This is a genomic window from Teichococcus deserti (assembly GCF_001982615.1).
Classification (GTDB): domain Bacteria; phylum Pseudomonadota; class Alphaproteobacteria; order Acetobacterales; family Acetobacteraceae; genus Pseudoroseomonas; species Pseudoroseomonas deserti.
Genome location: NZ_MLCO01000051.1, coordinates 1 through 15,343 on the forward strand (window position 1 = coordinate 1; position 15,343 = coordinate 15,343).

Below are 15,343 nucleotides of genomic sequence, written 5' to 3' on the forward strand. Positions count from 1 at the left end.
TCCCCTGGACCCCTTCTTTTTTCTGTCTGATTGCCATGTCCACGTGGTGACGGGACGTGGCCCGACCCGGCGTTGGCACGACCTATGAGGCGGCGCTTTTATTGTACCGCGTCCCGCCGCAATGCCTTGGTATCGCCTGTGTAAGGGCGATGGTCACGTCACGGCCGATGATCAGAACAAAGAAGGGGGCTCGGGGGAATTCATTCCCCCGACCTACCCACTACTCTTCAGGACCGCTTCAGAAACCCAACCAGTTCTTCCGCCTTATCGACGATCGGCTCGCAGATCGCCCGGGCCTGGTCGGCGCCCTGGCGGAGGGAGGCGTCGACCGCGCCCGGATCGGCCAGCAGGCGCTGCATTTCCGACTGGATCGGCGACAGGTGGGCGACCAGGGCATCGGCCAGAGTGTTCTTGAAGCTGCCGAAGCCCTGGCCCTCGTGCTGACGCAGGACGTCGGCCGGCGACGTGTCGGTGATGGCGGCCAGGATGCCCACCAGGTTGCGGGCCTCGGGGCGGCCGTCCAGGCCGGACATCTCGCCGGGCAGCGGCTCGGCGTCGGTCTTGGCGCGGCGGATCTTCAGGGCGACGGTGTCGGCATCGTCGGTCAGGTTGATGCGCGACTGGTCGGAGGCGTCCGACTTCGACATCTTCTTGGTGCCGTCGCGCAGCGACATGACGCGGGCGGCGACGCCCTGGATCATCGGCTCGATATGCGGGAAGAAGTCCACGCCGTAGTCGTGGTTGAACTTCTCGCCGATGTCGTTGGCCAACTCCAGGTGCTGCTTCTGGTCCTCGCCCACGGGCACGCGGGTGGCGTGGTAGGCGTGGATGTCGGCGGCCATCAGATTCGGATAGACATAGAGGCCGCTGCCGGCGTTCTCGCGGTCCTTGCCGGCCTTGTCCTTGAACTGGGTCATCCGGTTCAGCCAGCCGATGCGCGCCACGCAGTTGAAGATCCAGGCCAGGCGGGCATGGGCATGGACGTGGCTCTGCACGAACAGCGTGCACTTGTCCGGGGTGACGCCGCAGGCGATCAGGGCGGCGGCCATCTCGCGCGTCTGGGTCGCCAGCGTCTTCGGGTCGAAGGGCTGGGTGATGGCGTGCAGGTCCACCACGCAATAGATGCATTCGTGGTCGGCCATCATCGGCACCCAGTTGCGGATGGCGCCGAGATAATTGCCGAGGGTGGGGATGCCGGAGGGCTGGATCCCGGAGAACACACGCTGCATCGAAGGAACCTTTCGCGCCTGGCGGCCGATGAGATCAGGCGCGGGGTTGATCCCGCGCGGCGGCGGCGGCGTCAAGCCTTGCCACGGCTGGCCGGCTTCGGCAGGAGGGGCGGCCAAGACAAAGCCGGGAGGGCAAGCAATGCGGATCGAGCGGGAACTGGCGGGACTGCGGGCGGCGACCGGCGCCTGGCGGGCGGCAGGCCAGCGGATCGGGCTGGTCCCCACCATGGGAGCCCTGCATGACGGCCACCTGGCCCTGGTGGCCGAGGCGCGGCGGCAGGCCGACGTGGTCGTCACCTCGATCTTCGTCAATCCGCTGCAATTCGCGCCGACCGAGGACCTGGACCGCTATCCGCGCGACGAGGCCGGCGACCTGGCCAAGCTGGCCGCCGCCGGCTGCGACCTGGCCTTCCTGCCGACGCCCGCCGTCATCTATCCGCCGGGCGACACCTGCGTCATCGATCCGGGCGCCAAGCCCGGCAGCCCGGCCGAGGGCTGGGAGGGCGATGCCCGCCCCGGCCATTTCCGCGGCGTGGCCACGGTCTGCTGCAAGCTGTTCATGATGGCCCAGGCGGATGTCGCGGTCTTCGGCGAGAAGGACTGGCAGCAGCTGCAGGTGGTGCGGCGGATGGTGGCCGACCTGCTGCTGCCGGTGACCATCCAGGGCCTGGCCACGGTGCGGGACGCCGACGGGCTGGCCATGTCGTCGCGCAACCAGCGGCTGTCTGGCGAGGAGCGCGGCCAGGCGGCGGCCCTGCCCGCGCTGCTGGCCCGCTGTGGCGAGGCGCTTGCCGCGGGACAGCCGGTCGAGGCAGCACTGGCCGAGGGCCGCGCGGCGCTGGCGGCGGCGGGCTTCACCCCGGACTACCTGGCGCTGGTGCAGCCCGCCTCACTGAAGCCCTGGCCGGTGGGGCAGGTCGGCGCGGCCCGGCTGCTGGTGGCGGCGCGGCTCGGCGACATCCGCCTGCTCGACAACATCCCGGTGCTCGTGCCTTCCGCGCGAGGCTGAAATTGTCGCGGTGTTGATCGGTGACCTTCCGCCCGCTGCTGCGTTGCAGCGGGTGATGGCCCCTCCGACCGACACCGCCCTCCACCCCGCGGCCGATGCCACCTCCGCCCCGCCCGCGGCCGCGCTGCTGCGGCCGGGCGACACGGTGTGGCGCCTGGCCCAGGCCAACCGCGCCGCCGTGCTGGTGGATGCCGCCAATTATTACGGCGCCCTGCGCGAGGCGATGAAGTCGGCCAGGAGCTCCATCCTGATCGCCGGCTGGGACATCGACAGCCGCACCCCGCTGGTCGGCCCCTCCGGCGAGGCGCGGGACGGGCTGCCGGCGCTGCTCGGCCCCTTCCTGGCGGCGCTGGTGGAGCGCCGGCCGCAGCTGCGCATCAAGCTGCTGCTCTGGGACTATTCCGTCCTCTATGCCCTGGAGCGGGAGCTGCTGCCGGCGCTGGCGCTGCAATGGGGCACGCCGCGGCAGATCGAGCTCTGCCTGGATGACCAGGTGGCCTTCGGCGCCTCGCATCACCAGAAGGTGGTGGTGATCGATGACGCCCTGGCCACCGCCGGCGGGCTGGACCTGACCATCCGCCGCTGGGACAGCTCTCCCCACAAGGCGGTCAACCCGCACCGCACCGATCCGCGCGACGAGACCTACCCGCCCTTCCACGACGTGCAGATGATGGTGGATGGCGAGGCGGCCGCGGCGCTGGCCGACCTGTTCCGCGAGCGCTGGGCCGAGGCCGCCTGCGAGGACCTGCCGCCGCGCGGCGACCCGCCGCCGCACGCCGCCTCGCTGTGGCCGCGTGGCCTGGCGCCGGATTTCACGGAGACCGCGATCGGCATTGCCCGCACCCGCGGCAGCTTCCAGCACCTGCCCGAGCTGCGCGAGGTGGAGCGGCTGTTCGAGGCGATGATTGCCTCGGCCGAGCGCCACCTCTATGTCGAGAACCAGTTCCTGACCCATCTGGGCCTCGCCCAGAAGCTGGCCGAGCGGCTGCAGGAGAACCCGGCGCTGGAGGTGGTGGTGCTGGGGCCGCGCACGCACCACACCTGGCTCGAGCACCGCACCATGCTGGCCGGGCGCATCCGCTTCATGGCGCTGCTGCGGGCCGCCGGCGTCGCCGACCGGGTCCGCCTGCTCTACCCCGAGGTGGGGGCGAAGCGCGGGCCGCAGAAGGGCCCGGTCGCCGATGTCATGGTGCATGCCAAGGTGATGATCGTCGACGACCGCTGCCTGCGGATCGGCTCGGCCAATCTCTGCAACCGCTCGATGGGCACCGACAGCGAATGCGACCTGGCCATCGAGGCGACCGATGACCGCACCCGCGCCGGCATCGCCCGCATCCGCGACCGCTTCCTGGCCGAGCACCTGGACGCGACGCCGGAGGAGGTCGCCCGCGCCATGGCCGGCGGCTCGCTCTTCGCCGCCATCGACAAGCTCTCCGGCCGCGCCCGCCGGCTGATGCCGATCGAGGACGGCGAGCTTGCCGAGGGCGAGGGCCTGCCGCAGATCGAGGCCGTGGCCGATCCGGCGCGCGCCATCGGGACCAAGATGCTGCTGGCCGACTTCACCGCCGAGGACGGCACGCCGCATGGCATGCCGTTCTGGCTGCGGGTGGCGCTGGTGGCGGCGCCGGTGCTGCTGATCGTGCTGATGTGGCGCTACACCCCGCTTTCGGCCTTCCTGAACCCGGAGACCTTCAGCGCCTCGATGCAGAATGCCAATGGCGCCTGGGGGCCGCTGCTGGCGCTGGGCCTGTTCATGGTGCTGGGGCTGATCGCCTTCCCGGTGAACGTGCTGATCGTGGCGACGGCGGCGGCCTTCGGCATCTGGCCGGGCCTCGCCTATGCGGCGGTGGGCGCCCTGGTCAGCGCGCTGCTGACCTGGATGGTCGGCCGGCGCCTCGGGCCCAAGCTGCTGCGCAAGCTGCTGGGGCCGCGCATCAACCGCATCAGCCGCAGCATCGCCCGCAACGGCATCCTGGCGGTGACCATGGTGCGGCTGATGCCCATCGCCCCCTTCACCCTGGTCAACCTGGTGGCCGGCGCCATCCGCATCCCGCTGCTGGACTACATGGTCGGCACGGCGCTGGGCCTAGCGCCCGGCCTGGTGCTGATGACGGCGCTGGGCGACCGGCTGCTGCGCATCATGACCGAGCCCTCGCTGCGCGACATCCTGGGCTTCGTCGCCGTGCTGGTGGCCTGGGGCGCCGTCTCCTGGGGGCTGCAGAGCCTGGTCTCCTGGTTCCGCCGCCGCAGCGCCATGGCCGAGGCCCGCGCCGAGGCGGAGGCGGAGGGCCGCGACCCCGAGCAGGCCGCGCGCGAGGCCGAGCAGGAGGTCGAGGCCGGGGCGCGCGCCGCATGATCCTGCGCGCCATGACGTGGAACATCCATGCCGGGATCGGCCGCGACGGCCGCTACGAGCTGGAGCGCGTGCTCGGCCTGATCCGCCGGCACCGCCCCGACCTGCTGGCGGTGCAGGAGATCGACAGCCGCCCGAAGCAGCGCCCCACCCCTTTCCAGGCGCTGAAGGAATGCTTCGCCGGGCATGACATGGTGGCCGAGACCATGCAGGGCACCGAGGAAGGCGCCTATGGCCATATGCTGCTCAGCCGCTGGCCGATGCGCGACGCCACGGTGCACGACCTGTCCGTCGAGCGGCGCGAGCCGCGCAGCGCCATCCTGGCGCGCATCGAGACGCCATCGGGCGAGCTTGGCGTGATGGCGACCCATCTCGGCCTGCGCTGGCGGGAGCGGCAGCGCCAGGCGCGCAGGCTGGCCGCCCTGGTGCGTGCCCAGGAGGGTCCGCTGGTGGTGATGGGCGACTTCAACGACTGGTCCTGGCGCGGTCCGGTCTGGCGCGCGCTGTCCCCCCTGCTGCCGGCCCGCACGGCGCATCGCACCTTCCCGGCGCATTTCCCGCTGCTGCGCCTGGACGAGATCTTCTGCCGCCCGGCCGGGCTGCTGGGACGGAGCTGGCGCGACACCGCCGGCGCCGCGGCGTCCGACCATCTGCCGGTGCTCGCCGAGCTGCAGATGGATGGGCATGGCCCTTCGGCGCCGGAGGCCGATGCCCTGCCTGCCCGGCCCGCCGCCCGCGCGCCGCTCGCCGTGGACTGAAGGCCGGCCCGGGGGCCTGCGCAAGACAGCAGCCACTCTGGCGCCAGCGTGACTGGCCGCATTGGCGAGGAAGGCGGCAGGATCATTGCGCCCCAGGTTGATCAAAGGACAAGGCGTGTCGCAAGAATCACGCGCGGCTCGCATTTTGACGACGATAAAATTGATTTGCGCACAGCAGGGGTTGTGCCAGACTTTTGCGGCCTCCGATTACCGCTCGGGAGGTCTGCGCTGGAGGCTGGCATGCCGGTTGATCTGCTCGTGAAGGCATCGCCCTGCCTGGATGCGTGGGACTTTCCCGCACGGGCCGTCTGGAACTCGACCCTGTGGCGTCGGGTCGGCGCCGCCGGTCTGCTGGCCCTGCTGCTTGGCCACAGCGCGCTGGTCCCGCCGGCCCTGGCCCAGGGCTCGCCGCCCTCGACCATGCCGCCCGCCTCGCCGCCCGGCAACACCCTGACGCCGGGGCCGCCGATGCCGGCGACCCCCCTCTACGGCCAGGATGGCGGCCCGGCCCCGCCGGTGATCGGCGCGCCCGGATCGCCGCCGGCCGGCGGCCGCGACACCGCCACCTCGCTGCTGCTGGACCAGGCCAGCTACTGGCAGGCGCAGAACCGGCCCGAGGCGGCGCTGCAGTCGCTGGAACGCCTGCTGCGCATCCAGCCGAACGACACCCGGGCGCTGGCCATGGCGGTGCAGGTCGCGGCCTCGGCCGGCGAGACCGAGCAGGCCGCCGCCTATCTGGCCCGGCTGAACGCCATCGCCCCCAACAGCCCCGACGTCGCCCGCGCGCAGAGCGCCATGCGCGTCACCGGCGTCGACCAGTCCGGCATCGCCGAGGCGCGGCGCCTGGTGCAGGCCGGCCGCGGCGCCGAGGCGCTGCAGGCCTATCGCACCGCCTTCGGCAGCAATGAGGTGCCCGACGCCTTCGCCGTCGAATACTACCAGACCCAGGCCGGCCTTTCGGCCGACGACTTCCGCGAGGCGCGGCGCGGCCTGTCCGCGGCGCTGGCCCGGCAGCCGGACAATGCCCGGATGAAGCTGGCGCTCGCCCAGGTGCTGACCTTCCGCGAGACCACCCGCGCCCAGGGCATCGAGGAGCTGCAGGTTCTCGCCCGCCAGCCGCAGACCGCGACGGCTGCGCGCACCGCCTGGCGCCAGGCGCTGCTCTGGCTTGGCCCGGGCGGCGAGGCGACGGCGGCGATCGAGGTCTATCGCGCCGCCTATCCGGGCGATGCCGAGATCGAGGCGCGCTACAACGAGGTGCGCACCTTCGGCCAGGACCCGACCTACGAGTTCCGCCAGGGCGCCTTCGAGGCGCTGAACGCCAAGCGCTTCGCCGAGGCCGAGGCCGGTTTCGGCGCGGCGCTGGCGAAGAACCCGGAAGACGTCGATTCGATCCTCGGCATGGCGATCCTGCGCCGGCTGCAGAAGCGCGACGCCGACTGGAAGGCGCTGATGCAGCGCGGCGTGGCCCTCGCCCCGGACCGCGAATCCGAATTCCGCCGGGCGCTCGGCCTCGACACCGTGGCAGGCGGACCGGGCGGCGGTGGCGGCACCGGCCGCATCGTCATGACGCCCAACATGCTGGCGCGCCAGGCGATCCAGCGCGAGCGCTATGACGAGGCCGAGCGGCAGGCGCAGCGCTCGCTGCAGCGCGGCTCGGAGGCCGAGCGCGCTGAGGCCACCATCATCCTGGCGCAGATCGCGCTGCAGCGCGGCCAGTGGACCGCCGCCGAGGAAGGCTTCCGCGAGGCGCTGCGGCGGCGGCCGAATTCGCGCGAGGCGCAGGGCGGGCTCTACACCACGCTGGAGCGCCAGGGGCGCTCGGCCGAGGCCGATGCCCTGGCCCAGGCCACCGGCTTCGTGCCGCCGCGCGGCTTCGCCCAGGCCCGCTCCGCCGGCTTCCGCCAGGCTGCCGAGCGCGAGGGCAACCCGGCCCGCGCCATCGCCCTGCTGCGCCAGGCGATCCAGGTCGCGCCCGAGGATGCCTGGGCGATGCACGACCTGATCCGCCTGCTGCGCCTCCAGGGTGAGACCGCCGAGGCCGACAGCCTGGAGCGCGACCTGGCCGCGCGCAGCGACCGCGAATCCCTCTTCGCCGCGGCGCTGCTGGCGCAGTCGGAGGAGCGCGACCGCGACGTCGTCGACCGCGTCAGCCGCATCCCCGCCGGCCAGCGCAATGCCGACCTGCGCAAGATGCTGGAGGGTGCGACCATCCGCGTCGAGGTGACGCAGTGGGAAGCGCAGCTGCCTTCTCCGGCGGCGACGCGCTCGCTGCTGGCGATCGCCGCACGGCCGGACGCGACCGGGCAGACGGGCGCCGCCGTGGTGCGCGCCTTCGGCCGGCAGCGCATGGGGCGCGAGGCCATCGCCGCCGCCCGCACCGCGGCCAATACCGGCCGCACGCTGAGCCTGGAGGCGCGGCTGGCGCTGGCCGGCGCGCTGCTGGAGGCGAAGCAGCGCGAGGATGCGGCGACGCTGATGGCGGGGCTGGAGAACGCCCAGATGACCGCCGAGGAGCGCGAGCAGTATATGGGCATGCGCGCCTCGCTGATCGCCGTCACCGCCGACGAGTACAGCGAGGCCGGGCAATATGCCCAGGCCAACCAGCTGCTGCTGCAGGCGCTGCAGACCGATCCTGACCGCGCCGGGCTGCTGCTGGCGCTGGCCCGGCTACGGCTGCAATCCGGCTATCGCCAGGAAGGCCAGCAGATCGCCGAAAGCGTGCTGGCGCGCGAGCCGAACCGGCTGGAAGCCATCATGACCGCCGGCGAGGCGGCGCTGCAGATGCGCCACTGGCAGCGCGCCGACGAGCTGATCAGCTTCGGCCAGCGGCAGGCCCCCAGCAACGTGCAGCTCTACATGATGGAATCGCGCTCGGCCCGGTCGCAGAGCGACACGCGCCGCGCCCAGCGGGCGCTGACGATGGCGCAGCGGCTGCGCATCGGCCAGCTTCAGCAGCAGTCGAGCATTGCGCGCTGAGCGCGCTTGGCGAGCACCTCGCGCTGAGCGCGGGGTGCCTTCCATCGGTTGTTTTTCCCCAGGACAGGCTGGTCTGATGCGTGTTTCTTCTGCCTGGCTAGGCCTCTGCATGGCCGCGGTTCTGAGCACGGGTCTGGGGGCGGCGCGGCCCGCCGAGGCCCAGCCCATGCTCTACGAGCAGCGGCTGCCGGAAGGCTTCGCCTTCGTCCGCTTCGCCAATACCCTGCCCGGCCGGGTGACGGTGAAGCCGGATTACGACAACCAGGTGGCGCTGCCCGACGGCGCGGCCGAGCGCGTCACTGCCTATATGGTGGCCGAGGACGTGGCCAAGCGGCCGGTGAAGCTGGTGATCAGCGACGGCACCCTGACCACCGAGGTGACGGTGCAGATCCCCGGCGGCGGCTACAACACGGTGCTGCTGCGGCGCGACGGCGACAGGCTGGGCGCGGTGGTGATCACCGACAAGGTCGAGTTCAACCAGACCCGCGCGCGGCTGGGCTTCTACCCCGCCATCGCCGGCTGTGCCGATGGCGGGCTGTCGATCGACCCGGGCAACCAGGCGATCTTCTCCAAGGTGGCGGCGGAAACGGGGGCAGCGCGCAACCTGAACCCGGCGGCGGCGAAGGTCATCGCCTCCTGCGGCGGGCAGCGGGCGCCGCTGCTGGATCTGGGCCGTCTGGAGGCCGGGCAGCAATACAGCGTCTGGCTGATGGCGCCGCAGGGCACGCCGGTCAGCTTCCTGGTGCGCGACCGGATCGCTGCCCGATGAGCCGGATGGTGAGGCGCCTGACGCTCGCCGGGCTGGCCCTGGCCGCGACCTTGTCCCCTGCCCTCGCCTTCGCCCAGGCGGTCTGCCCGAACCTGCCCAGCCGCACCCCGCCGCCGCGCGAGGCGGGCCAGGAATACCTGGCCGAGCCGCATTGGCGCGCCCGCGTCCAGGAACTGGACCGGCAGATCGCCGGCGCCGATCTGTCCCGCGTGGACATGGTCTTCATCGGCGATTCCCTGGTGCAGGGCTGGTTCCCCTCCATCTTCCAGCAGTTCTATGGCCATCGCGCGCCGGCCAATCTGGGCGTCATGGGCGACTTCACCCAGGGCGCGCTGTACCGGATGGCGCATGGCCACTGGCCGGCTTCGCTGCGGCCGAAGGTCGCGGTGGTGCTGCTGGGCACCAACAACGTCTCGGCGCAGAGCCGTCCGGAGGATATCGCGCTCGGGCTTGCGGAAGTCCTAAGGGCGATCCGGGCGAAGTCGCCGCGCACGAAGTTCCTGATCATCGGCCTGCTGCCGCGCGGCGACACCGCGGCCGAGCCGATGCGCCGGACGATCGAGCAGGTGAATGCGCTGATCAGCCGCTGCGCCGATGGCAGCACCATCCTCTACAGCGATGTCGGCAGCTCGCTGGTCGACGGCTATGGAAGGCTGACCAAGGACATCGCCTTCGACAGCCTGCACTTGACCATGGTGGGCTATGCGATGCTCAGCGCCGGCATCGAGCCACAGATCCGGCAGCTGCTGGCGCAATAGACGCAGCGCCCCGCGGAAATGACAACGGCCCCGCAGGACGGGGCCGTTTTCCTGTCCGGCGACCGATCAAAGGTCGCGCGGGCCTGCACCGTTCCGCCCGCCGTCCGCAGGCGGAGGCGGCAGCCCGAAAGAACGCACCCTGAGGGACTTGAACCCCCAACCAACCGGGTAGAAGCCGGTTGCTCTATCCAGTTGAGCTAAGGGTGCCCCTGGCGTCGAGATCGGGACTTAGTGGGTCCAGTTCTCGGCGCGGCCATAGCGGAAGTTCTCCGCATAGGATTTCGGCTTGATCGCCGGGCCCGGCTTCTCCGGCTCGACCTCGAAGGCCAGGCCATTGGCGCGGGCATAGGCCTCGGCCGCCTCGCGCGTGGCGAAGCTCAGGCGCAGCTGGTTGCGGGTGTCGCCCGAGCCGTACCAGCCGGTCAGCGGATCCTGGCGGCGCTGCTCGGCCGGGGCATAGGTCAGCATCCAGCCGCCGGTCCTGGCCTTGCCCGACTGCATGGCCGAGCGCGGCTGGCTGAAGATACGGGCGATGGCGACGTCGCGGCTCATGCTTCTCGCTGCCTGACTGCTCGGGCGGATGGGGACCGCCACGGGGAATCGCTGGGGGATCTCGGTATCGGGGCGAGAGGATTCGAACCTCCGGCCCTCTGCTCCCAAAGCAGATGCGCTACCAGGCTGCGCCACGCCCCGATGCCCGGCAAACTATGGGCAGCGGGGCGCTTCGGCAAGCGCCTTCGGCCATTTAGCCGATCCGCGTGATGCCGCCCATCCAGGGCGCCAGAACGGCGGGGACGGCGATGCTGCCGTCTTCCTGCTGATGAGTTTCCAGCACGGCGATCAGCGCGCGGCCGACGGCGACGCCGGAGCCGTTCAGCGTGTGCAGGAAGGCGGTGCCCTTGCCTTCCGCCGGACGGTAGCGGGCGGCCATGCGGCGCGCCTGGAAGTCGCGGCAGTTGGAGCAGGAGGAGATCTCGCGCCAGGCCTGCTGGCCGGGCAGCCAGACCTCCAGGTCATAGGTGCGGGCGGCCGAGAAGCCGGTGTCGCCGGCGCAGAGCAGCACGCGGCGCCAGGTCAGGCCGAGCTCGGTCAGCACGCGCTCGGCGCATTTCGTCATGCGCTCGTGCTCGGCTTCCGAGTCTTCGGGGCGGGTGATGGCGACCATCTCCACCTTGGCGAACTGGTGCTGGCGCAGCATGCCGCGGGTGTCGCGCCCGGCGCTGCCGGCCTCCGAGCGGAAGCAGTGCGACAGGGCGGTGAAGCGCAGCGGCAGGGCGCTCTCGGCCAGGATCTCGCCGGCGGCCAGGTTGGTCAGCGGGACTTCCGCGGTCGGGATCAGCCAGCGGCCATCCGTGGTGCGGAACAGGTCCTCCTCGAACTTGGGCAGCTGGCCGGTGCCGTACATGGTGGCATCGTTGACCAGCAGCGGGACCGAGATCTCGCTATAGCCATGCTCGTCGGCGTGGAGAGAGATCATCCACTGGCCGAGGGCGCGCTCCAGCCGGGCGAGCGCGCCGCGCAGCACGGTGAAGCGGGCGCCGGCCAGCCTGGCGGCGGCGCCGAAATCCATCAGCCCGAGCGCCTCGCCCAGCTCGAAATGCTGCTTCGGCGTGAAGGCGAAGTTCGCGGGCGCGCCGTGCTGGTGCAGGACGACGTTGTCGCTCTCGTCGCGGCCCTCGGGGACACCGGCGTCGAGCAGGTTGGGCAGCGCCTCCAGCACCCTGTTCTGGGCGTCCTCGGCCGCCTTGGCCTCGGCGTCCAGCGCCTCCATGCGGCCGCGGGCGGCGACCGCCTCGGCCTCGAGCGCCGTGCTGTCGGCGCCGCTGCGCTTGGCCTGGCCGATCTCCTTCGAGAGCTGGTTGCGCCGGGCCTGCAGCTCCTGCGCCGCGGTCTGGGCGGCGCGGCGGGCGGCGTCCTGGGCCAGCAGGCTCTCGGCGACCGGCGCCAGGCCGCGGCGGGCCAGGCCAGCGTCGAAACCCGCCGGATCGGCGCGGACGATGCGGATGTCATGCATGGTCGGTAACTCAGCTCTTGTCTTCGTCGTCGCGCTTCGGCGCCACCCAGCCGGCGGCCAGGACGGAGATCTCGTAGAGAAGGATCAGCGGCACGGCGAGGCCGATCTGGCTGATGATGTCGGGCGGCGTGATGACGGCGGCGACGACGAACATGCCGACGATGGCGTAGCGGCGGCCCTTCTTCAGCCCGGCCTGGGTGACGATGCCGACCTTGGCCATGAGGGTGAGTGCCACCGGCAGCTGGAAGGCGATGCCGAAGGCCAGGATCATGTGCATGACCAGCGACAGGTATTCGCTGACCTTGGCCTCGAGCTGCACTGGCAGGCTGCCGCCGCCGGGCGGGGTCTCGAAGGAGATGAAGAACTTCCAGGCCAGCGGGAAGATGAAATAGTAGGCCAGCGCCGCGCCGAGCACGAAGAGCACCGGCGACGCCACCAGGAAGGGCATGATCGCGCGCTTCTCGGAGCGGTAGAGGCCCGGCGCGATGAACAGCCAGAGCTGCGTCGCCCACATCGGGAAGCTCAGGAAGACCGCGCCGAACAGCGCCACCTTCAAATAGGTGAAGAAGGCTTCATACAGCGCGGTGAAGATCATCCGCCGCTCGCCGCCGCCCTGCTGGTGCAGGATGTCGGCCAGCGGCCGGGCGAGGAAGCCGTAGATCTGCCCCGAGAAATAGTAGCAGAGGGCGAAGGCGAGGAGGAAAGCGCCGAGCGACCACAGCAGGCGGGTGCGCAGCTCCAGCAGATGCTCGATCAGAGGCATCGGCTTGTCGTCGATGATGTCTTCCTGGTCGGTGGCCACTTGCGCTGCTCAGACTGTCGGGGTTGCGGGCGGGGTCGCGGCCGGGATCGCGGCCGGGGTCGCGGGCGGAGTGGCCGGCTGGGCGGAGCCGTCCGTCTTCGCCGGCTCCGCGGCCGGGGTCGGCGCGGCGCTCGCGAGAGCTGGCTCGGTCGGCTTTGGTTCGGTTGGCTTTGGCTCGGCCGGCCTGGCCTCGGCGGGCGTCGCCTGGACCGGCGCGGGCGTGGTCGCGGCCGGGGTGGCGGTTTCGGTCATGCCGGGCGGGATCATGGCCGGCGGGGCCGCCGGCTCGGGCGCTGGCGGCGCGGGCGGCGGACTCGGCGGGCGGATCTCGGCCGCGACCGAGGGCGGTACCCAGGACGGTGCGTCGGCGGGCGGCTGCGGCGCGGCGGCAGGCACCGGCGGCAGCGCCTCGGTCGAGAAGGAGGAGCCCGCCGGCGGCTCGGCGATGCCGCCCGGGCCCGGCTTCCAGGCGTCGCGCAGCGGGTCCTCGCTGAAGGTCTTGCGGATGCCGCCATCCTCGTCGAGGTGGCGCTCAATGGTGCCCTTGACGTCGAAGTTGCGGATGTCGCGGATCTGGTCGCGGACATCCTCGAGCTTGGCCTCGCGGACCAACTCGTCGGCCTGGCTCTGGAACTCGGAAGCCATGCGCCGGAGCTTCTGCACGCCCTTGGCCACCTGGCGGACCGCGTCGGGCAGATCCTTGGGCCCGATCACGACGACGGCGACCACGGCGATCAGGGCAATTTCGGACCAGGCCAAATCGAACATGTGCTTCCCATCTCCCCCGGGTGGGGGCCGCTTCCGTTAGCAGGAACCGAGGGCAGCGCCAACGTGGCCTGCCCGCGAAACCGGCGCCTGAGCTGGCCCCGGGGCTTGGTCCCGGGCGCCGTCCCCTCGCCTGCCCTCCTTATCTAGGCACTTCGGCGGCAAACACGAAGGCGCGTTCCGGATCCAGCGCCAGGCCGACCCGGGCGCCGGGGCGCAGCGCCTGGCCGGGCGGCAGGCGGACCTGCAGCGGCGCCGCGGCGCTGTCGAGGCGCAGCGCCGCCAGTCGATGGGCGCCCAGCATGCGGCAGGAATCGACGGTGGCCGGCACCCCCTCGCCCTCGGGCAGGACGACGATGCCTTCGGGGCGCAGCAGCAGCTCGCCCTCGCCGTCGGGCAGCGCCGCCGGCAGGCTGCCGAGCGGGCCATGCGCCTGGCCGCCGCGGAGCGTCACCGGCAGGGCATTGACCGGGCCGAGGAAGCTGGCGGCGAAGCGCGAGCGCGGCCGCAGATAGAGGTCTTCCGGCGGATCCAGCTGCTCCACCCGTCCGCCGCGCATCAGGGCGATGCGGTCGGCCATCAGCATGGCCTCCTCGGCGTCATGGGTAACGATCAGCGTGGCAATGCCGGCATTCTGCAGCAGGCGCAGCGTGTCGTCGCGCACCTGCTCGCGCAGCCGGGCGTCGAGGCTGGCAAAGGCCTCGTCCAGCAGCAGCACCGCGGGGCGCGGCGCCAGCGCGCGGGCCAGCGCCACCCGCTGCTGCTGCCCGCCGGAGAGCATATGCGGCCAGGCGCCGGCGAAGCCGGCCATGCCGAGCCGGGCCAGCGCCGCCTCGACCGCGGCCGCGCGCTCGCCCCGCGGCATCCGGCCCAGGCCGAAGCCGACATTCTGCGCGACGGTCAGATGCGGGAACAGCGCATAGTCCTGGAAGACGAAGCCGACGCGGCGATCCTCCGGCGGCAGCTCGCGCCCCGGCTCGGCGACGATGCGCTCGCCGATGGCGATGCGCCCGGCCTGCAGCGCCTCCAGCCCGGCGACCAGCCGCAGCAGGGTCGTCTTCCCGTCGCCGGAAGGGCCCAGCAGGCAGAGAATCTCCCCGGGGCCGACGGAGAGGTCGACGCCCTGCAGCACGGCGCGGGCGGCATAGGCGTGGCGGATCCCCTCCAGCCGCAGGGTCATGCGGGCGGGGCCATGTCGGGCAGGGTCGGGCCCGCCTCGCCGGCCAGCAGCTCCTCGCGCCGCGGCAGGTCGGTCAGGCCGCGCAGGCCGAACTGCTCCAGGAAGCGCGGCGTGGTGGCCCAGAGGGTCGGGCGGCCCGGCACCTCCTTGCGGCCGCGCGGCGCGATCAGCGCCTGCTCCAGCAGCAGCTCCAGCGTCGCCTGGGACAGGCTGGTGCCGCGGATCTCCTCGATCTCGGGGCGGGTGACGGGCTGGTGATAGGCGATGATGGCCAGCGCCTCCATCGCGACCCGCGGCAGGCGGCGGGGCGTCTCGACCACGCGGGTCAGCACCGGCGCCAGGTCGGCCGCGGTGCGGAAGGCATAGCCGCCCGCGACCTCGGTCAGCTCGACGCCGCGGCCGGCATAGCGGGCGGCCAGCAGGGTCAGCACCGCCTCGGCGCGCAGGCCCTCGGGAAGGACGGCCTGCAGCCGCTCGGGCGCGACCGGTCGGTCGGAGGCGAAGACCAGCGCCTCGGCCAGGCGCAGCGCATGCTCCAGCGGCGCGATGCCGGCGGGATCGCGGGGCGCCCCGGGGGCGGCAGTCTCGGGGGGCAACGTCTCGGGCTGCGGGTCAGGCGGCAGCGTCATTCGCGGTCTCGGGCTCCTCGGCCGCCTCCCCGGGGCGGCGGCCCCGGCGGCACGGGCCGCAGGCGGCCTCCTGGCACAATTCGATCCCCCCCCCACCT

Annotated in this window: 13 protein-coding genes and 2 tRNA genes; 6 read left to right on the plus strand and 9 right to left on the minus strand. The window is 72.1% G+C overall.

The window, feature by feature from the left end; genetic code table 11:
* Window positions 1-227: 227 nt before the first annotated feature.
* The gene (trpS, locus tag BKE38_RS06745) at window positions 228-1,229 is read right to left on the minus strand and encodes a tryptophan--tRNA ligase (RefSeq protein WP_076956595.1); all 1,002 of its coding nucleotides are present in this window, start codon (window positions 1,227-1,229) and stop codon (window positions 228-230) included.
* Between the two features lie 139 nt (window positions 1,230-1,368).
* Between trpS and panC the strand changes: the two genes are divergently transcribed.
* From panC to BKE38_RS06775, 6 genes are all read left to right on the plus strand, one after another.
* Entirely contained in the window at window positions 1,369-2,238 is an 870-nt protein-coding gene (gene panC, locus BKE38_RS06750; RefSeq protein WP_076956596.1) for a pantoate--beta-alanine ligase, read from the plus strand.
* 55 nt (window positions 2,239-2,293) lie between these two features.
* Window positions 2,294-4,594 (plus strand): VTT domain-containing protein, encoded by a 2,301-nt coding sequence (locus tag BKE38_RS06755; RefSeq protein WP_083747342.1) that lies wholly within the window; start codon window positions 2,294-2,296, stop codon window positions 4,592-4,594.
* Window positions 4,591-5,349: an endonuclease/exonuclease/phosphatase family protein gene (locus BKE38_RS06760; RefSeq protein WP_076956597.1), complete on the plus strand. Its 759-nt coding sequence runs from the start codon at window positions 4,591-4,593 to the stop codon at window positions 5,347-5,349. The genes BKE38_RS06755 and BKE38_RS06760 overlap by 4 nt, the downstream gene beginning before the upstream one ends.
* A 240-nt stretch (window positions 5,350-5,589) precedes the next feature.
* Window positions 5,590-8,328, plus strand: a complete 2,739-nt coding sequence (locus BKE38_RS06765; protein WP_076956598.1) for a tetratricopeptide repeat protein — start codon at window positions 5,590-5,592, stop codon at window positions 8,326-8,328.
* A 109-nt stretch (window positions 8,329-8,437) separates the two neighbouring features.
* The gene (locus BKE38_RS06770; protein ID WP_242662245.1) at window positions 8,438-9,097 is read left to right on the plus strand and encodes an ABC transporter permease; all 660 of its coding nucleotides are present in this window, start codon (window positions 8,438-8,440) and stop codon (window positions 9,095-9,097) included.
* Window positions 9,094-9,855: a GDSL-type esterase/lipase family protein gene (locus tag BKE38_RS06775; RefSeq protein ID WP_083747343.1), complete on the plus strand. Its 762-nt coding sequence runs from the start codon at window positions 9,094-9,096 to the stop codon at window positions 9,853-9,855. The genes BKE38_RS06770 and BKE38_RS06775 overlap by 4 nt, the downstream gene beginning before the upstream one ends.
* Window positions 9,856-9,988: 133 nt before the next feature.
* Here the strand turns inward: BKE38_RS06775 and BKE38_RS06780 are convergent.
* From BKE38_RS06780 to scpB, 8 genes are all read right to left on the minus strand, one after another.
* Window positions 9,989-10,062, minus strand: a tRNA-Arg gene (locus BKE38_RS06780).
* A 21-nt stretch (window positions 10,063-10,083) separates the two neighbouring features.
* Window positions 10,084-10,407: an NADH dehydrogenase ubiquinone Fe-S protein 4 gene (locus BKE38_RS06785; protein ID WP_076956599.1), complete on the minus strand. Its 324-nt coding sequence runs from the start codon at window positions 10,405-10,407 to the stop codon at window positions 10,084-10,086.
* 67 nt (window positions 10,408-10,474) lie between these two features.
* Window positions 10,475-10,548, minus strand: a tRNA-Pro gene (locus BKE38_RS06790).
* 52 nt (window positions 10,549-10,600) lie between these two features.
* Window positions 10,601-11,869, minus strand: a complete 1,269-nt coding sequence (gene serS, locus BKE38_RS06795) for a serine--tRNA ligase (protein WP_076956600.1) — start codon at window positions 11,867-11,869, stop codon at window positions 10,601-10,603.
* 10 nt (window positions 11,870-11,879) lie between these two features.
* Window positions 11,880-12,671, minus strand: coding sequence for a twin-arginine translocase subunit TatC (tatC, locus tag BKE38_RS06800; protein ID WP_207553514.1), 792 nt, complete (start codon window positions 12,669-12,671; stop codon window positions 11,880-11,882).
* Window positions 12,672-12,680: 9 nt separating this feature from the next.
* On the minus strand, window positions 12,681-13,439 hold the full coding sequence (tatB, locus tag BKE38_RS06805) for a Sec-independent protein translocase protein TatB (protein ID WP_076956601.1): 759 nt from the start codon (window positions 13,437-13,439) through the stop codon (window positions 12,681-12,683).
* A 139-nt stretch (window positions 13,440-13,578) separates the two neighbouring features.
* The gene (locus BKE38_RS06810; protein WP_076956602.1) at window positions 13,579-14,616 is read right to left on the minus strand and encodes an ABC transporter ATP-binding protein; all 1,038 of its coding nucleotides are present in this window, start codon (window positions 14,614-14,616) and stop codon (window positions 13,579-13,581) included.
* On the minus strand, window positions 14,613-15,245 hold the full coding sequence (gene scpB, locus BKE38_RS06815; RefSeq protein WP_083747344.1) for an SMC-Scp complex subunit ScpB: 633 nt from the start codon (window positions 15,243-15,245) through the stop codon (window positions 14,613-14,615). The genes BKE38_RS06810 and scpB overlap by 4 nt, the downstream gene beginning before the upstream one ends.
* Window positions 15,246-15,343 lie beyond the last annotated feature (98 nt).